This is a genomic window from Neobacillus sp. 19 (assembly GCF_049463095.1).
Classification (GTDB): domain Bacteria; phylum Bacillota; class Bacilli; order Bacillales; family Cytobacillaceae; genus Neobacillus.
The window spans coordinates 2,501-20,000 of record NZ_JBMPZU010000095.1; the positions used below are offsets into that span (position 1 = coordinate 2,501).

The window sequence follows — 17,500 nt, forward strand, 5'->3', positions numbered from 1 at the left end:
CCGGGGCTAAACGTATCACCGAAGCTGTGGATTGACACCGTTGGTGTCAGTGGTAGGAGAGCGTTCTAAGGGCGTTGAAGCTAGACCGTAAGGACTGGTGGAGCGCTTAGAAGTGAGAATGCCGGTATGAGTAGCGAAAGATGAGTGAGAATCTCATCCACCGTATGCCTAAGGTTTCCTGAGGAAGGCTCGTCCGCTCAGGGTTAGTCGGGACCTAAGCCGAGGCCGAAAGGCGTAGGCGATGGACAACAGGTTGATATTCCTGTACCACCTATGAATCGTTTGAGTGATGGGGGGACGCAGGAGGATAGGGTAAGCGCGCTGTTGGATATGCGCGTCTAAGCAGTTAGGCTGGTGAACAGGAAAATCCGTTCACCGTAAAGGCTGAGCTGTGACAGCGAGGGAAATTTAGTACCGAAGTTCCTGATTCCACACTGCCAAGAAAAGCCTCTAGCGAGATTCAAGGTGCCCGTACCGCAAACCGACACAGGTAGGCGAGGAGAGAATCCTAAGGTGAGCGAGAGAACTCTTGTTAAGGAACTCGGCAAAATGACCCCGTAACTTCGGGAGAAGGGGTGCTCTTTAGGGTTCATAGCCCTGAAGAGCCGCAGTGAATAGGCCCAGGCGACTGTTTAGCAAAAACACAGGTCTCTGCGAAGCCGCAAGGCGAAGTATAGGGGCTGACGCCTGCCCGGTGCTGGAAGGTTAAGAGGAGGGGTTAGCGCAAGCGAAGCTCTGAATCGAAGCCCCAGTAAACGGCGGCCGTAACTATAACGGTCCTAAGGTAGCGAAATTCCTTGTCGGGTAAGTTCCGACCCGCACGAAAGGCGTAACGATCTGGGCACTGTCTCAACGAGAGACTCGGTGAAATTATAGTACCTGTGAAGATGCAGGTTACCCGCGACAGGACGGAAAGACCCCGTGGAGCTTTACTGTAGCCTGATATTGAATTTTGGTACAGCTTGTACAGGATAGGTAGGAGCCTGAGAAGCCGGAGCGCTAGCTTCGGTGGAGGCGTCGGTGGGATACTACCCTGGCTGTATTGAAATTCTAACCCGCACCCCTGATCGGGGTGGGAGACAGTGTCAGGTGGGCAGTTTGACTGGGGCGGTCGCCTCCTAAAGAGTAACGGAGGCGCCCAAAGGTTCCCTCAGAATGGTTGGAAATCATTCGTAGAGTGTAAAGGCACAAGGGAGCTTGACTGCGAGACCTACAAGTCGAGCAGGGACGAAAGTCGGGCTTAGTGATCCGGTGGTTCCGCATGGAAGGGCCATCGCTCAACGGATAAAAGCTACCCCGGGGATAACAGGCTTATCTCCCCCAAGAGTCCACATCGACGGGGAGGTTTGGCACCTCGATGTCGGCTCATCGCATCCTGGGGCTGTAGTCGGTCCCAAGGGTTGGGCTGTTCGCCCATTAAAGCGGTACGCGAGCTGGGTTCAGAACGTCGTGAGACAGTTCGGTCCCTATCCGTCGTGGGCGCAGGAAATTTGAGAGGAGCTGTCCTTAGTACGAGAGGACCGGGATGGACGCACCGCTGGTGTACCAGTTGTCTTGCCAAAGGCATCGCTGGGTAGCTATGTGCGGACGGGATAAGTGCTGAAAGCATCTAAGCATGAAGCCCCCCTCAAGATGAGATTTCCCATAGCGTCAAGCTAGTAAGATCCCTGAAAGATGATCAGGTTGATAGGTCAGAGGTGGAAGCGTGGCGACATGTGGAGCTGACTGATACTAATCGATCGAGGACTTAACCATTTTTAAGTGATTGAACTCGTTTTTTACAAAAAACTTCTTCTGCATTATCTAGTTTTGAGGGAATGAAAACCTCAAATAAATAGTCTGGTAACTATGGCGAGAAGGTCACACCCGTTCCCATACCGAACACGGAAGTTAAGCTTCTCAGCGCCGATGGTAGTTGGGGCATGCGCCCCTGTGAGAGTAGGACGTTGCCAGGCACAAAAAAGAGATAACCCATATAGGTTGTCTCTTTTTTTGTGCCAATAAATGAAAGTGGAAAGTAAACCTCAAAAAGCGGAAAGTAAATTAGAAATTCAAAAAAATAGAAAGCGAAAGGGACCCAAACAAGGAAATTCGGTCCCCGCCACATTTACTTTAAAAGATATTGGTATATCAAAAAGGGTCCTTTTGTCAGCGTAATGTCTAAAAACGAAGCAATAAACGGATAATCCTGATTCGGCATCATTTTTGTTAATTCACTCCACCACTCTGTTTCGTACCGGGCAATCATACTTAAGTTATAAAGCAGTAAATAATGAATCAGCAGCTCAGGAAAGGCGATTAAGTGATTTTTGATAAGCGGCAGGGCAGTGAAACCATCCTCTAGATGAAATTTTAATGGTGAAACAGCAATAGATTCGTTATCATTCAATACCAATCCTAGCCCTTCACCTGAAAATTCAGCTCCCTTTATAAACTTCGATGTTAAATACTCCTTAAAGCGATCTTCAGTCATATGATAATAATCTAAGACAGTTTCAGGGATGATCAGGCGATTTTCATCCCAAGTTAGTTTTGCAAACGTACGCTTTCCCTCAAGTAAAAAGAATAATTCATCAAGTTCAGGTATAAGCTGTAGTAATTCCTCCATGATCACCTTTTCCCCTTCCAATTGTTTCATGTGAAACAATTTTTCTGACATGAAGGGGAAAAGGCCATTTTTTTGAAATTTAACCTCATCCTGAAAAAAGAGATAATTTTGCTTTTTCCTTTTCCTTGTGGAGACACCATGGGCCAAAACAGCCGTTGTCTCCGGATAAAAAGGGTCTGTGCTTAATATACATGCTTTAATTAAATGGACAAGGCCATAAAAAAGTAAAATTGGTTGCAAAATTAACGGGGACTTTTCTGCTTGTTCATAATAAACTTTTCCATGTTCGAGATAATAGAGAAAGGCATAGCCGTTTTCGTAGCTTTTTTGTTCAGGATTTTCTAACTTAAGTTTTTGATAACTAGTCTTTAAATATCGCTGGCAGTACTCAGCCGAAAAGAAACTGCTAAAGCTTTTCCAGCCTTTGTATTCAATATGCAAAATGAGATCACCTTTTTCAGAAGAATCAAACTAATTTATATTCCTTGACAGTATTTTGTCCAATTGATAACCTACAAATAATATTTTTAAATGGAAAAGGAACAGAAGCCGTAAATTCGCTGGGAATAAAGCGCATCCCGGTTCTGCTCACACCGCCTTATATAAGGATAGGTTGGTTCTCTATTTGTATTTTTATGATAGATGTTGTGTGTTAACAATATAAGTTTTTTATGGGAGGCCGTTAAAGTGTGGGAAAGTAAATTTTCTAAAGAGGGTTTAACGTTTGATGATGTTTTATTGATTCCTGGTAAATCCGAGGTACTGCCAAGAGATGTAAGTCTTCAGGTGGAATTATCGCCAAGTGTAAAGCTTAATATTCCAATTATTAGTGCCGGGATGGACACCGTGACCCAATCAGAAATGGCAATTGCCATTGCCCGCCAAGGCGGTTTAGGGATTATCCATAAAAATATGACCATTGAGCAGCAGGCTGAACAGGTTGAAAAGGTTAAAAGGTCTGAAAGCGGGGTTATTACCGACCCATTCTTTTTAACTCCAGAGCACCAAGTATTTGATGCGGAACATTTAATGGGAAAATATCGCATTTCCGGTGTGCCGATTGTTAATAATTTGGAGGAACAGAAGCTTGTCGGAATCATCACGAACAGAGATCTTCGCTTCATCCAAGATCAAGATTATTCATTTAAAATTTCTGATGTCATGACAAAGGAAAACCTGGTAACGGCACCAGTTGGTACGACATTAAAAGAGGCGGAAGAAATCCTTCAGAAATATAAAATTGAAAAATTGCCGCTTGTTAATGATGAAGGTGTGTTGAAAGGATTAATTACGATTAAGGATATTGAAAAAGTAATTGAATTTCCTCACTCTGCAAAAGACAGCCAAGGCCGCTTATTAGCAGGGGCTGCCGTTGGAGTAACAAAAGATACGATGAAACGCGCTGAGGCGCTTATAGCGGCTAATGTGGATGTCCTTGTTGTTGATACTGCTCACGGACATTCAAAAGGTGTTCTTGATACAGTCAAGGAACTTAAAACAGCATTTCCTCAGGTAACAATTGTTGCCGGCAATGTGGCAACCGCTGAAGCAACCAAAGACCTGTTTGAAGCAGGGGCTGATGTCGTGAAGGTAGGAATTGGACCTGGTTCTATTTGCACAACACGGGTTGTTGCCGGCGTTGGTGTACCGCAAATTACAGCCGTCTATGACTGCGCAACAGAAGCACGGAAGCATGGAAAAACGATTATTGCTGACGGCGGCATCAAATACTCAGGGGATATCGTTAAGGCGCTGGCAGCAGGCGGACATGCCGTTATGCTGGGCAGCTTGTTAGCCGGGGTTACTGAGAGCCCTGGAGAGACGGAAATATTCCAAGGACGCCGCTTTAAGGTATATCGCGGCATGGGGTCAGTTGCCGCAATGGAAAAAGGTTCAAAAGATCGATATTTCCAAGAGGATAATAAAAAGTTTGTACCGGAAGGAATTGAAGGCCGCATCCCTTATAAAGGGCCATTAGCAGAGACCATCTATCAATTAATTGGCGGCATACGTTCAGGAATGGGTTATTGCGGTACAAAGGATCTTGAGGCATTACGGACCCAGGCACAATTTATTAAAATGACAGGTGCTGGCCTTAAAGAAAGTCACCCGCACGATGTTCAAATTACAAAAGAGGCACCTAATTATTCACTTTGATACGTTGAAACAGAGAGGCGGCTGCCTCTCTGTTTTTTTGCGTAAAAAAGCGGCTGCCATGTGAAAAAGGTCCTAAGTGAAGAAGCAAAACAAGCAAAATTTATCATAAGATGGTGCTATGCTCCGCCTATGATTTACTAGGCAGTTATGTTAAAATAACCAAGGTGTAATAAAACGTTGGAGGGCTATAAAGTGAATAAACATTTTTATCAGAAGTGCGTTGCTAGTGCGCTGGCACTCGTCATGTTTATCAGCCTATTTGCCGGAGCAAGTACAGCAAAGGCAGAAGCGGCATTAAATGTGAATGCAGATGGGGCCATATTGGTTGACGGAGAAACAGGTAAGGTTTTATATGAAAAGAATGCAGACAGTGTACTAGGAATTGCTAGTATGACAAAAATGATGACAGAATATCTTTTATTAGAGGCAGTTAAAAAGGGTAAAGTGAAATGGGACCGAGAATATACACCTAGTGACCTCGTCTATAAAATTTCCCAAAATCGTGATCTTTCAAACGTCCCGTTACGGGCTGACGGTAAATATACAGTACGTGAATTATATGAAGCAATGGCGATTTACTCTGCAAATGCTGCGACCATTGCCATTGCTGAGGTAATTGGCGGTTCAGAAACAAATTTTGTAAAAATGATGAATGATAAAGGAACTAAGTTAGGGTTGAAGGATTATAAATTCGTCAACTCAACAGGGTTAAATAATCGTGATTACAAAGGGGAGCACCCGCAAGGAACTGGCGCTGAAGAAGAAAATGTCATGTCCTCCCGGGCTGTTGCTACACTTGCGTTACATCTGATTAATGATTTCCCAGATGTATTGAAAACAGCGAGCACCCCGAAGAAAACATTCCGTGAAGGCACAGAAGATAGAATTGAAATGATCAACTGGAACTGGATGCTGCCGGAGTTAGATTTTGGCTATCAAGGCATGGACGGGCTTAAAACCGGGACAACAGATTTTGCCGGCTATTGTTTTACAGGTACGGCTTCCCGTGATGGAAAAAGATTTATTACAGTAGTTCAAAATGCGAAGGACTCCAGCGGAAAAGGCGGGTATAAAGCACGCTTTGATGAAACGAGAAAGATGTTGGATTATGCCTTCAGTAACTACTCAAAAGAAGAGCTTGTTCCAAAACACTACCAAGTGAAGGGGCATAAAACAATCCCAGTCATCAAAGGAAAAGAGGATCAAGTAAAGATTTATACGAAATCTGCCGTTGAAATGGTCGTTCACAATGGCGAAAAAGAAAATTATAAACCAGTCTTAGTACTGGATAAAAAGAAAATCAACAAAAATGGCGAGTTAACGGCACCAATTAAAAAAGGTGAAAAGGTCGGCACTTTAACCATTGAACCGAAAAACGGTGAAAAGGTCAGCTTCATTACAGGGAATGGACAAGCACAGGTGGATGTCATTGCTGCACAAGATGTAGAGAAGGCAAACTGGTTTGTTCTGATGATGCGTGGAATCGGTCATTTCTTTGGTGATGTCTGGCACGGAATTGCCTCAGCTGTTAAGGGATGGTTTTAATTAAGTATCCGCCTACTTCGTCGGGATGGTGAAGGAAGCAAAAGCACAACAATTTGTATAAGGCTGTTGCAAATTGCTAATAATTATAGTAAATTATTAAACAAAACTATAATGCTAAAAGCAATGAGAGGAACTAGTAACAGGAACATCACTCCAAAAGAGAGCCGGTGGCAGGTGTGAACCGGCGGGTGAAACTTGTGAATCCATCCTCGAGCAAGGTATGGAACACCTCCAATTCAGAGGTAAGTAAGTACTTTCGGTAGAAACCGTTACATTTTTTTTGAGGTGGGCAGCATTGGCTGTCAACCAGGGTGGTATCGCGACTAACTCTCGTCCCTGTATTTGGGGCGGGAGTTTTTTATTTTATGGCTCTGTTAAAGTTTATTGTTGATTTTGAACCACTGTTGATTGGAGCGGAAGCCGCGAGACTCCTGCGGGAGCAGCGGGACAGGTGAGACCCCACAGGCGCTTTAGCGCTGAGGAGGCTCACCGCCCGCCCCGCGAACCGCTCGCGGCTGTAGCGGAAATCAACAGCCATGCTTAGCAGAGTCTATTTTATAAAAGAAAAGGGAGTGTCTAAACATGCTGGATATTAAAGTATTAAGGGCTAATTTTGCCGAAGTAAAAGAAAAGCTGCAACATCGCGGTGAGGATTTAACAGATTTAGGCCGGTTTGAGGAGCTTGATCAAAAAAGACGCGAGTTAATTGTTGAAACTGAAAAATTAAAAAGCAAAAAGAATGAGGTTTCCCAGCAGGTTGCCGCATTAAAACGTGAGAAGCAGGATGCCGATCATTTAATTAAAGAAATGCGTGAGGTAGGCGATCAAATTAAAGTGCTTGATGACGAGCTCCGCGCGGTAGAAGAAGTTCTAGACAATTTACTGCTTAGCATTCCCAATATCCCGCATGAAAGTGTTCCGATCGGGGAAACAGAGGATGAAAATGTTGAGATTCGAAAATGGGGCCAAGTACGTGAGTTTGGATTTGAAGCGAAGCCGCACTGGGACCTTGCTGACCAATTAGGGATCCTTGACTTTGAACGGGCAGGTAAGGTTACCGGCAGCCGATTTGTCTTTTATAAAGGGCTGGGGGCCCGTTTAGAGCGTGCGTTAATGAGTTTCATGCTTGACCTTCATGTCGATGAACATGGCTATACGGAAATCCTGCCGCCATATATGGTCAACCGCACTAGCATGACCGGCACAGGCCAATTGCCAAAGTTTGAAGAGGATGCCTTTTTAATCGATAGCGAAGATTATTTCCTCATCCCTACTGCTGAGGTGCCTGTTACCAACTATCACCGTGATGAAATATTAAGCGGCGAGGAACTGCCAATCAAGTTTGCTGCCTACAGCGCGTGCTTCCGTTCTGAGGCGGGGTCAGCAGGTCGTGATACAAGGGGACTGATCCGTCAGCACCAATTCAATAAGGTTGAGCTTGTTAAGTTTGTGAAGCCGGAAGATTCATATGAGGAGCTTGAGAAACTGACACATGATGCCGAGCGGGTATTGCAATTGCTTGAGCTGCCATACCGCGTTTTAAGCATGTGCACCGGTGACCTTGGCTTTACGGCAGCGAAAAAGTACGATATTGAGGTGTGGATCCCAAGCTACGAAACCTACCGTGAGATTTCTTCTTGCAGTAATTTCGAGGCATTCCAAGCACGCCGTGCCAATATCCGCTTCCGCCGCGACAATAAAGCGAAGCCAGAGCATGTGCATACATTAAACGGATCTGGCCTTGCGATTGGCCGCACGGTCGCCGCCATTTTAGAAAACTACCAGCAGGAGGACGGCAGTGTCGTCATTCCAACTGTACTACGTCCTTATATGGGCGGCCGTGAGGTCATAACACTGTAAAAATATAAAATACCGGACGGATTTCTTCTCCGTCCGGTATTTTATATAAATATGTTTGACACAGTATGAAATATATGATAAATTACATTTTGTCGATACGGAGGAATACCCAAGTCCGGCTGAAGGGATCGGTCTTGAAAACCGACAGGCGGGTTAAACCGCGCGGGGGTTCGAATCCCTCTTCCTCCGCCATCTATATTTACAATCGCGCATAAAAACTGGAGATAAAATCCGTTACATTCGATGTAACGGATTTTTTTTATAAACAAAAACACCTATTAAAAACTAGGTGTCTTCGTTCTGTTCAGTATTTCATTTAATTTATCTTCTACATCACGGCAGACTCTCAAGGAATCCTCTTTGCTTTTTACCACGTCAGTCGTATCCATATCAATCACGAGTACTTCACTCGCATTATATTGATCCATGACCCATTCATCGTAACCCTTCCACACTTCGAAGTAGTACTCCTTTAATTCCGGGTTAATTTCAAAGCTTCGGCCGCGGGCCATAATCCGGTCAATAACGGTATCAAACGAACCTTTTAAATACACCATTAAATCAGGAGCCTTTTTTGGCAGCTCATTCAGTTCTTCCAACATGTTATCAACGAGATCTTCATAAATTTTGAACTCCAGTTGAGAGATTCTGCCTAAGTTTTTATTCACATAAGCAAAATACCAATCCTCATAAATCGAGCGGTCTTGAATCGTGTAAATCGGTTCACGCCAATTGATACAATCTTTCACTGTCTTGAAGCGTTTATTTAGGAAAAATAACTGCAGCAGGAAAGGAATTCTCCGTGCATCTAACTCCTCCGGTGTCAACTCATAATAAAGCGGAAGAATGGGATTATCATCGACCGCCTCATAAAATACCTTACTTTCAATCCCTTTATTTTTAAAGTGTGCACTCAATGTGTCGGCTACACTTGTTTTTCCGAGTCCAATCATACCACCAATAACGATACTCACGAACATCCCCCTGTTCTATATGTTGGTCCAGCTGTTTGTTTCAATCTCGCTGCTAATTTCTCAAAGATATGATTTAAATCCTGTTCACTTTTTACAAAATCCAGCTCATCACCGCTAAAGCGGAGAACAGGGATTTCTGGATGTTCTTTTTCAAAAGCCGCCATTGTATTTTCATAGTCCATTGAAAGCTGCTCTAAATATAACGGGCTGATGTTTTTCTCGACTTCGCGCCCTCTAATTTTAATTCTCTTTAATAGTGTATCTAAACTTGCATTCAAATAAATAATGACATTGGGCTTTGGCATATCTTCAGTCAGGATTTGATAAATTTTATAATACTTTTTGTATTCATCCTCATTTAGGGTCCGAGTAGCAAATATCAAGTTTTTAAAAATATGATAGTCTGCGACAACTGACTTGTTCTGGCTTAAGTAATGGGTATTGATATCCCCTAATTGTTTAAAGCGATTGCAGAGAAAAAACATCTCCGTTTGAAAACTCCATTCCTCAATGTTGTCATAAAATTTTCCTAAGAATGGATTTTCGTCAACAATCTCTTTTAATAAAGCAAACTGAAACTGTTCTGAAATGGCTTTTGCGAGCGATGTTTTTCCCACACCAATCGGCCCTTCAACGGTAATAAAGGGTGTATCCCCCATTATAAAGTCCTCCTTTGTAGCTCCCTGCACTCTCTATGATTAACCGGATTACATTGGTTCAATTATTTTATTTATATATCTAAAACTAAGACACAAATGATATTTTATCACAATCCACTACAGGAATGGATATGGAAAATTTAGTAGAAGTGAAGTTCGTGGCAAAAATATGAAAAAACTGCCGAAACTCGGCAGTTTTTGTCGTTAAAATATTTTAGCCGATAAGATAGTGTAACTTTCTTATCAGGCATATGGGCAACTGTGCCTCTGTCTTCGCCTAACGGCTCGCCAATCGGCGGGTTTTCTTTATGTTCCCCTTTTTGTCACATTGAAATTATCGACGATGAGCAGCCAGTTTTGCGGGAAGGCCAACCCAAGCTTCCAATAGCTCATCCCCCTGATATTCAGCTCTTTAATTAAGTCAAACTTGGCCTGAATAGAGCGGGCATCCTCAAACCAAACCTCGTGTTGTTTACCAGCATCGCTATATTTGAAAAAGGGTGCCTGTGCTTTCGTATCATATTGAATAGGGACATTGTGTTTTGCTGCCAGCTGGATGGCTTGCTGGGGGCTTACGGCCTTGGCTACGGTTCCCTGAACGAATGGAAGTGTCCAATCATAGCCATAAAGATTTTGACCCATGAGAATTTTGTTCGATGGCATTTCGGTAATAGCGTATTCCAACACCTTTCTGACTGGATCAATAGGAGAAACTGCCATCGCAGGGCCGCCGCTATAGCCCCATTCATACGTCATGATCACGACAAAGTCCGAGATTTCGCCGTGAGCTTTATAATCATGGCCTTCATACCATTTTCCTTTTTGCGTTGCACTTGTTTTGGGGGCAAGCGCAGTCGACATCAGCCAGCCTTCACTCTTAAAGCGCTGTTTCGCCTTTCGTAAAAAATTATTGTAGGCCTCGCGGTCGGCAGGGCGTAAAAACTCAAAGTCAAAATGAATATCGCGGAATCCATATTTTTTTGCTGTTGCAACAATATTATTGATAAATTTATTTTGGATGGCCGTATCATTTAAGAGAATGCGGCCGAGTTCATCGCTAAATTGATCATTCTCCTGATTGTTAATCACCATCATTAAGACGTTGCGGTTGGCCTTAGCAATCGCAGGGAAATTATTCAATAAGGGCTCTTTCAAACCGCCATCACGCAGTGCCTGAAAACTGAACGGAGCCAAGTAGGTCAGATATGGTGCGGCCTCACGGGCGCTGCTTTCTAATACTGGGGCGACCGTAGTGCCGCGCGGTTCAACGTATGCATTAAACTCAGCACTCCTTTTTTTTCCCTGAGGTATATAGAGACGAAGCCCGACATTCAGCGGCTGATTCACGTTGATGCGATTGATATTTGCAAGTTCCTGATAGGGGACGCCCACTTTCCTGGCAATGGAAAATAGAGAATCTCCCGGCTGTACGAAGTAAAAATGGCCGATGATCGGAATGACAATTGATTGTCCGATAACCAGATTATTTGGATTTGGTAATTCATTTGCCTCAATAATATCTTGAACGGTTGTATGATAGGATCTAGCAATCGTCGTTAATGTTTCATTGCTCTTTATGACATGGATTTGCATCCAATATCCCTCCCCGTAAACTGCGCTACCGCTATTTTATGAGGGCGGGGAGGGATACATGATAGGTAATTGATAAATTTCGTGATTACTTGGTTGAATGTTCGCCTTAAGCACGTTTTCCATCATCATGAGGGCATACAAATTATCCTCATCTGCTACTGATGCAATGCAATCTTTGGGAACCATCAGCTGATATTCTCGCATATAGGCATCATTTGCCGAAAATAATACACAAATATTACCGGCAATTCCTGTGAGTAGGAGCGTATTAACTTTTAGCTGATGAAGCAGGGTGTTTAAGGCTGTGCCATAAAAGGCAGAATGCTTTGGCTTGATTAAAAAGTAATCATTGGCTTCCGGCAGTAATTGTTCAAAGACAGGCAGGCTGTCTTCATTGCGGCAAAAGTCAATAATTTTATGAAAATCAGCCAGCCATAAATTATAATGGTCATTGACGAAAATGACTGGCAGCTTTTGCTTATTAAATTGATTTTTTAAAAATTTGATCGGCGCCGCAATTTGCCGGGCCTTTTTGGCAAGAATGGGGCCATGAGAAAAATCAAAGTTGTTAATCATGTCAATAATTAAGAGCGCAGGGCGGGTATCATTCATTTGCCTCCCTCCTTCTTGTTTATTTTGGAATGGTACAGGGGTTTTTATCCTATTAGGGTTTGTAAAGGCGGTTTTAACATGGAAGTTGATTATAACCAGGACGAATATTTTATGAGAGAAGCAATAGAGGAAGCGAAAAAGGCAGAGGAATTAAATGAGGTGCCAATCGGTGCAGTATTGGTGATCGACGGTGAAATTATTTCCCGGGCCCATAATTTACGGGAAAGCGACCAAAACGCGATCGCGCATGCTGAACTGCTGGCCATCGATCAAGCGTGCAGGGAGATTGGGTCATGGCGGCTCGAGGAATCCACTTTGTATGTTACACTAGAGCCATGCCCAATGTGTTCCGGAGCGATTATTTTATCAAGGGTTAAAAGAGTCGTCTACGGTGCTGTTGATCCAAAAGGAGGCTGTGCCGGCACCCTCATGAATCTCTTGCAGGATTCACGCTTCAATCACCAATGCGAGGTAACAAAGGGTGTATTAGAATCACAGTGCGGTCAAATGCTCTCAGATTTTTTTCGGAAAATAAGGGATAGAAAAAAAATGGAGAAGCAAAAAAGAAACCAAACTCCATCAGACAACTTACAATAATTTACAACTGATAAAGATTGCTTTTTTTCAGGAATGGTTGTATTATAAAGAGGCGTCAGATAAGGACGCACTAAAAATTTGGTATCAATTTTGCCGTGCTAGGTGGGGAGGTAGCGGTGCCCTGTACTCGCAATCCGCTCTAGCGAGACTGAATCCCTTCCTGAGGCTGATCGTCTGTAGGGTCTGCCTTAAGTAAGTGGTGTTGACGCCCTGGTCCTGCGCAATGGGAATCCATGAACCATGTCAGGTCCGGAAGGAAGCAGCATTAAGTGGACGCTCCCATGTGCCGCAGGGTTGCCTGGGCCGAGCTAACTGCTTAAGTAACGCTTATGGACGTCAGTCGAAGGAAGGTGCACGGCAGTTATAGTACATAAATTAACTCATCTCAGATTTGGGGTGAGTTTTTTGTTATTCTTTTTGTAAAAAAGAATTGAGATACGTTATAATAGATGAGATGAAAAAAATTGAAGGGGGCGGTGTCAATTGGCTTATCAAGCTTTATATCGTGTTTGGCGGCCTCAAGAATTTATTGATGTAGTAGGACAAGAACATGTGACCAAGACATTGCAAAACGCCCTGCTTCAACAAAAAATCTCCCATGCCTATCTTTTTTCCGGGCCAAGAGGGACAGGTAAAACGAGTGCGGCAAAAATATTAGCCAAGGCAATCAACTGTGAGCGTGCACCGGTTTCTGAACCTTGTAATGAATGTGCGGCATGCCGGGGAATTACCAACGGTACAATACCAGATGTGTTAGAATTTGATGCTGCTTCTAACTCCCGAGTGGAAGAAATGCGGGATGTTCTCGACAAGGTCAAATTTGCTCCAACTGCCGTAGACTACAAGGTCTACATCATCGATGAAGTGCATATGCTATCCATTAGTGCCTTTAATGCTTTATTAAAAACGTTGGAAGAACCGCCGAAACATGTCATTTTTATTCTGGCCACAACAGAACCTCACAAAATCCCATTAACGATTATTTCAAGATGTCAGCGTTTCGACTTTAGACGGATTACCGCAGGATCCATTGTCAAGCGGATGAAATTAATTGTAGATGAAACGGGTGTCGACTGTGAGGATCGTGCCTTGCAAATGATTGCACGTGCAGCGGAAGGCGGTATGCGGGACGCGTTAAGTTTATTAGATCAGGCGATTTCTTACAGCGAGGATCATGTCACTGTAGAAGATGCATTAACCGTCACAGGTTCTGTATCGCAAGGGTTCCTGAACAAATTAGCACAAGCCTTTCAAGAGGGTGAAGTGGCAAATGGTTTAGAAGCATTGGATGAGCTTTTATATCATGGAAAAGATCCAGCGAGATTCATTGAGGATTTGATTTTATTTTACCGTGATATGCTGCTTTATAAAACGGCCCCAAATCTCGAAGAATCACTAGAACGAGTCATGCTTGATGATGAGTTTCGTGAGATGGCGGAGGCTATTTCGACAGAACAAATCTACCAGCTTATTGACCTGTTAAATAAGACACAGCAAGAAATGCGCTGGACAAACCATCCAAGAGTTTTCCTTGAAGTGGCCATTGTTAAGCTTTGCCAATTAGAAGTAAAACAAGTAACTCCGTCAGAGCCGGCCCATATAGAGCAACTACTAACAAGAATTGAACAGCTGGAGTCGGAGCTGCAGCACTTAAAGGAAAACGGAGTGGCACCAGCAGCAGTACAAGAAGCGGCATCACAGCCGCAAAAGCCGGCCCAAAGATCGTCGAAAAAGGCATTCCAGCCGGCAGTTGGAAAAATAAATGAAGTGCTAAAGCAGGCAACAAAGAGCGATTTAAATCTTATTAAATCAAATTGGGCTGAAATGAGGGATGGGCTTTTGAAGTCACAGGCCGCCCTGTTAAATGATGCCGAACCGATTGCCGCTTCAGCCGATGCTTTTATCATTAAATTCAAACACGAAATGATTTGCCAAATGGCAATGAGCCGCAGCGATTTTCTCGATGCAGTCATTGCTGCTTTATATAAATTAGCCGGCAAACGATTTTCCATTTTAGGTGTCCCTGAGGATCAATGGCTGCCTATTCGCGAAAGTTTCCTAAACAGCCAGCACGGCGAAGAAGGAGAATTTAGCGGGCCGACTAAGGGAAGAAGAACCACATATAACTGAAGCTAAGAAATTATTTGGCGATGAATTTGTGGAAATAGTTGACTAAAAAATAATTGGAGGTATGACGTAATGATGCGTGGCGGTGGAAATATGCAAAATATGATGAAGCAAATGCAAAAAATGCAAAAGAAAATGGCAGAAGCACAGGAACAATTAGGTGAAGAGAAAATTGAAGGAACGGCTGGCGGCGGCATGGTAAAAGTAATTGTAACCGGTCATAAAGAAGTGGTAGATGTACAAATTAAACCTGAAGCAGTGGATCCTGATGATATTGAAATGCTGCAGGACCTTGTCCTTGCTGCAACAAACGATGCCCTTAAAAAAGCAGAAGAGTTAACCAACAATACAATGGGGCAGTTTACAAAAGGAATGAACCTGCCGTTTTAATAAGAAAAGCGGAAGCGCCCTGGTCAGCGGTGTATGGTCTCCTCGAAAAAGCTAACGCTTTTTCTTCGTGCGATGCCTATGCTGCCGAAGCTTTCCTTGTGGAGCGCTCCAACTGAGATAAAGGAAACACGAAGAGCCGGAGGCGAATCGATGTTGACTTATCGTAGGGCGGAGAGCGAAGGACACTAGCCGCTAGGGCGCTGAAGCTGGACAATTCTCAAAGTCAAAAATCATATACTTTTTTAGTCTTTTAAAAAGGTATAACCGGGTGTTAGCACCCTTAGAGGGGAAAAATATAAATGCATTATCCTGAACCAATTTCTAAGCTGATTGACAGTTTTATGAAGCTGCCGGGTATTGGTCCGAAGACAGCTTCACGTCTGGCTTTTTATGTCTTAAGTATGAAAGAAGATACGGTGCTTGATTTTGCAAAAGCACTTGTCAATGCAAAACGGAATCTTACCTACTGTTCTGTCTGCGGCCATATCACTGATCAAGACCCATGCTATATATGCGAAGATCAGAGCCGGGATAAGGCGATCATTTGTGTCGTTCAAGATCCAAAGGATGTCATTGCGATGGAAAAGATGAAAGAATTCCATGGATTGTACCATGTCCTGCATGGGGCAATTTCTCCGATGGATGGGATTGGCCCTGAAGATATAAATATTCCTGATTTGCTTAAGCGGCTCCAGGATGAAACCGTCCAGGAAGTTATCCTTGCAACCAACCCTAATATAGAGGGTGAAGCAACAGCCATGTATATCTCCCGTTTGTTAAGACCTTCAGGAATTAAGACAACGAGAATTGCTCATGGATTGCCGGTTGGCGGAGATCTTGAGTATGCTGACGAGGTAACCTTATCCAAAGCCCTAGAAGGACGACGAGAATTATAGACCGGAGGAATGGATGATGTTTTTTCGGCGAAAAGGACGGCTTCGAAAAGAATATGATGAAAAGCTGTTAACACAGCTCAACCGATATAGAGATCATTGGCAGCAAGAAAAACTGCTTTTGGAAAAAAGCTTCGATCCTTCCAATGAAGTCGTTTGTCAAACAAAAGTAGCGGAAGCCAAATATATTTTTCTATTAAGAGAAGCAAAGCAGCGCAATGTCACTTTAATAAGATAAGTAAAAAAGCTAGTCCTCTTCCATAGGTCTATTCTTCCTGACTTGTACATATAGTGTCAGTAAAGGGACTTTAGAAGGGGGTTAGCTTTTTTGGAACCAATTTTCGTTATATCTATTTTAGGAGGACTAATCCTTTTATTGTTATTCTCTGGGGCGCAGTTTAAGCCTGCCCGATTTGTCGGCCAAGCTTCCATAAAATTTTTAATTGGGGCACTCCTATTATTTTTCTTAAATGTAGCCGGCAATAGGTACGGAATCCATGTTCCCATCAATTTTGCAACATCAGCCGTTTCGGGTTTCTTAGGTATTCCGGGTTTATTTGCATTAGTAGCCATTCAACAATGGGTGATCTAAAAGGAACAGGCCGCTGTAAACAGCGGTTTTTCTTTTTTCTAAAACAATTTTCAAAAAAGGTATTGACCATACGTGTAAAATGATTTAATATATTAAAAGTCGCCACTAAGACGCGATGGCTTGATTAAAAAAAGTTATTGACTTTTGGTTGATAACTTGATATGATAATAAAGTCGTCTTTGAGCGACAATGGTATTTGTTCTTTGAAAACTAAACAAACAAAAAAACGTCAACAAACAATAAATTATTAGTTTTTTCTATAGAAACTAAGCTAACGTTTTAAATTATGAGCTAATCAACTCAACTTTTTTGGAGAGTTTGATCCTGGCTCAGGACGAACGCTGGCGGCGTGCCTAATACATGCAAGTCGAGCGAATCAATGGGAGCTTGCTCCTGTTGGTTAGCGGCGGACGGGTGAGTAACACGTGGGCAACCTGCCTGTAAGACTGGGATAACTTCGGGAAACCGGAGCTAATACCGGATAATTCTTTTCCTCTCATGAGGAAAAGCTGAAAGTCGGTTTCGGCTGACACTTACAGATGGGCCCGCGGCGCATTAGCTAGTTGGTGAGGTAACGGCTCACCAAGGCGACGATGCGTAGCCGACCTGAGAGGGTGATCGGCCACACTGGGACTGAGACACGGCCCAGACTCCTACGGGAGGCAGCAGTAGGGAATCTTCCACAATGGACGAAAGTCTGATGGAGCAACGCCGCGTGAGCGATGAAGGCCTTCGGGTCGTAAAGCTCTGTTGTTAGGGAAGAACAAGTATCGGAGTAACTGCCGGTACCTTGACGGTACCTAACCAGAAAGCCACGGCTAACTACGTGCCAGCAGCCGCGGTAATACGTAGGTGGCAAGCGTTGTCCGGAATTATTGGGCGTAAAGCGCGCG

13 protein-coding genes, 1 tRNA gene, 3 rRNA genes, 1 other RNA gene, 1 pseudogene and 1 other annotated feature (2 of these 20 cut by a window edge) are annotated in these 17,500 nt (G+C 43.5%); of the genes and pseudogenes, 14 read left to right on the forward strand and 5 right to left on the reverse strand.

The window, feature by feature from the left end; translation table 11 throughout:
* Together ACO1D1_RS25750 and rrf are read left to right on the forward strand one after the other, a co-directional pair.
* Nucleotides 1–1,755 (forward strand): 23S ribosomal RNA (locus ACO1D1_RS25750); it begins 1,181 nt to the left of the window's first position.
* Nucleotides 1,756–1,838: 83 nt separating this feature from the next.
* Nucleotides 1,839–1,955 (forward strand): 5S ribosomal RNA (gene rrf, locus ACO1D1_RS25755).
* 152 nt (nucleotides 1,956–2,107) lie between these two features.
* Here rrf and ACO1D1_RS25760 read toward each other — a convergent pair.
* Nucleotides 2,108–3,049 (reverse strand): YaaC family protein, encoded by a 942-nt coding sequence (locus tag ACO1D1_RS25760; RefSeq protein WP_423337583.1) that lies wholly within the window; start codon nucleotides 3,047–3,049, stop codon nucleotides 2,108–2,110.
* Nucleotides 3,050–3,295: 246 nt separating this feature from the next.
* Here ACO1D1_RS25760 and guaB point away from each other — a divergent pair, with 246 nt between their 5' ends.
* From guaB to ACO1D1_RS25780, 4 genes are all read left to right on the forward strand, one after another.
* Nucleotides 3,296–4,765 (forward strand): IMP dehydrogenase, encoded by a 1,470-nt coding sequence (guaB, locus tag ACO1D1_RS25765; protein WP_423337584.1) that lies wholly within the window; start codon nucleotides 3,296–3,298, stop codon nucleotides 4,763–4,765.
* Nucleotides 4,766–5,008: 243 nt separating this feature from the next.
* Nucleotides 5,009–6,310 (forward strand): serine hydrolase, encoded by a 1,302-nt coding sequence (locus ACO1D1_RS25770; protein ID WP_223820962.1) that lies wholly within the window; start codon nucleotides 5,009–5,011, stop codon nucleotides 6,308–6,310.
* A gap of 114 nt (nucleotides 6,311–6,424) precedes the next feature.
* Nucleotides 6,425–6,651: a binding site (T-box leader), on the forward strand.
* Nucleotides 6,652–6,892: 241 nt separating this feature from the next.
* The gene (serS, locus tag ACO1D1_RS25775; RefSeq protein WP_149868017.1) at nucleotides 6,893–8,170 is read left to right on the forward strand and encodes a serine--tRNA ligase; all 1,278 of its coding nucleotides are present in this window, start codon (nucleotides 6,893–6,895) and stop codon (nucleotides 8,168–8,170) included.
* Between the two features lie 99 nt (nucleotides 8,171–8,269).
* A tRNA-Ser gene (locus ACO1D1_RS25780) sits at nucleotides 8,270–8,362 on the forward strand.
* A gap of 86 nt (nucleotides 8,363–8,448) precedes the next feature.
* On the opposite strand, the gene ACO1D1_RS25785 is transcribed toward ACO1D1_RS25780, so the two are convergent.
* From ACO1D1_RS25785 to ACO1D1_RS25800, 4 genes are all read right to left on the reverse strand, one after another.
* Nucleotides 8,449–9,150, reverse strand: coding sequence for a deoxynucleoside kinase (locus ACO1D1_RS25785; protein WP_411675470.1), 702 nt, complete (start codon nucleotides 9,148–9,150; stop codon nucleotides 8,449–8,451).
* Complete coding sequence (locus ACO1D1_RS25790) at nucleotides 9,141–9,803, reverse strand: deoxynucleoside kinase (RefSeq protein WP_149868019.1); 663 nt, start codon at nucleotides 9,801–9,803, stop codon at nucleotides 9,141–9,143. The genes ACO1D1_RS25785 and ACO1D1_RS25790 overlap by 10 nt, the downstream gene beginning before the upstream one ends.
* Before the next feature lie 306 nt (nucleotides 9,804–10,109).
* Entirely contained in the window at nucleotides 10,110–11,396 is a 1,287-nt protein-coding gene (locus ACO1D1_RS25795; RefSeq protein ID WP_423337585.1) for a LysM peptidoglycan-binding domain-containing protein, read from the reverse strand.
* Nucleotides 11,397–11,432: 36 nt separating this feature from the next.
* The gene (locus ACO1D1_RS25800; protein ID WP_149868021.1) at nucleotides 11,433–12,008 is read right to left on the reverse strand and encodes an isochorismatase family cysteine hydrolase; all 576 of its coding nucleotides are present in this window, start codon (nucleotides 12,006–12,008) and stop codon (nucleotides 11,433–11,435) included.
* A 78-nt stretch (nucleotides 12,009–12,086) separates the two neighbouring features.
* Here ACO1D1_RS25800 and tadA point away from each other — a divergent pair, with 78 nt between their 5' ends.
* The 8 genes and pseudogenes from tadA to ACO1D1_RS25840 form a co-directional block, all read left to right on the forward strand.
* Nucleotides 12,087–12,605, forward strand: coding sequence for a tRNA adenosine(34) deaminase TadA (gene tadA, locus ACO1D1_RS25805; protein ID WP_149868022.1), 519 nt, complete (start codon nucleotides 12,087–12,089; stop codon nucleotides 12,603–12,605).
* 93 nt (nucleotides 12,606–12,698) lie between these two features.
* Nucleotides 12,699–12,963: signal recognition particle sRNA large type (ffs, locus tag ACO1D1_RS25810), an RNA gene on the forward strand.
* A gap of 125 nt (nucleotides 12,964–13,088) precedes the next feature.
* Nucleotides 13,089–14,781: pseudogene (gene dnaX, locus ACO1D1_RS25815) on the forward strand (DNA polymerase III subunit gamma/tau).
* Between the two features lie 26 nt (nucleotides 14,782–14,807).
* Nucleotides 14,808–15,122 carry a YbaB/EbfC family nucleoid-associated protein gene (locus tag ACO1D1_RS25820; RefSeq protein WP_149872540.1) on the forward strand — a complete coding sequence of 105 codons (315 nt, stop codon included), beginning with the start codon at nucleotides 14,808–14,810 and terminating at the stop codon, nucleotides 15,120–15,122.
* Between the two features lie 299 nt (nucleotides 15,123–15,421).
* A complete protein-coding gene (recR, locus tag ACO1D1_RS25825) occupies nucleotides 15,422–16,018 on the forward strand; it encodes a recombination mediator RecR (RefSeq protein WP_149868024.1) in 597 nt (198 codons plus the stop codon).
* A gap of 16 nt (nucleotides 16,019–16,034) precedes the next feature.
* Nucleotides 16,035–16,253 carry a YaaL family protein gene (locus ACO1D1_RS25830; RefSeq protein WP_149868025.1) on the forward strand — a complete coding sequence of 73 codons (219 nt, stop codon included), beginning with the start codon at nucleotides 16,035–16,037 and terminating at the stop codon, nucleotides 16,251–16,253.
* A gap of 90 nt (nucleotides 16,254–16,343) precedes the next feature.
* The gene (locus tag ACO1D1_RS25835) at nucleotides 16,344–16,607 is read left to right on the forward strand and encodes a pro-sigmaK processing inhibitor BofA family protein (RefSeq protein WP_149868026.1); all 264 of its coding nucleotides are present in this window, start codon (nucleotides 16,344–16,346) and stop codon (nucleotides 16,605–16,607) included.
* A 306-nt stretch (nucleotides 16,608–16,913) separates the two neighbouring features.
* A 16S ribosomal RNA gene (locus ACO1D1_RS25840) occupies nucleotides 16,914–17,500 on the forward strand; it runs 964 nt beyond the window's last position.

Bases quoted from the DNA above. Each gene is read 5' to 3' on its own strand.
- ACO1D1_RS25770 (WP_223820962.1), top strand. From the start codon at position 5,009: ATGTTTATCAGCCTATTTGCCGGAGCAAGTACAGCAAAGGCAGAAGCG.
- serS (WP_149868017.1), top strand. From the start codon at position 6,893: ATGCTGGATATTAAAGTATTAAGGGCTAATTTTGCCGAAGTAAAAGAA.
- ACO1D1_RS25785 (WP_411675470.1), bottom strand. From the start codon at position 9,150: ATGTTCGTGAGTATCGTTATTGGTGGTATGATTGGACTCGGAAAAACA.
- ACO1D1_RS25790 (WP_149868019.1), bottom strand. From the start codon at position 9,803: ATGGGGGATACACCCTTTATTACCGTTGAAGGGCCGATTGGTGTGGGA.
- ACO1D1_RS25795 (WP_423337585.1), bottom strand. From the start codon at position 11,396: ATGCAAATCCATGTCATAAAGAGCAATGAAACATTAACGACGATTGCT.
- ACO1D1_RS25800 (WP_149868021.1), bottom strand. From the start codon at position 12,008: ATGAATGATACCCGCCCTGCGCTCTTAATTATTGACATGATTAACAAC.
- tadA (WP_149868022.1), top strand. From the start codon at position 12,087: ATGGAAGTTGATTATAACCAGGACGAATATTTTATGAGAGAAGCAATA.
- ACO1D1_RS25820 (WP_149872540.1), top strand. From the start codon at position 14,808: ATGCGTGGCGGTGGAAATATGCAAAATATGATGAAGCAAATGCAAAAA.
- recR (WP_149868024.1), top strand. From the start codon at position 15,422: ATGCATTATCCTGAACCAATTTCTAAGCTGATTGACAGTTTTATGAAG.
- ACO1D1_RS25830 (WP_149868025.1), top strand. From the start codon at position 16,035: ATGTTTTTTCGGCGAAAAGGACGGCTTCGAAAAGAATATGATGAAAAG.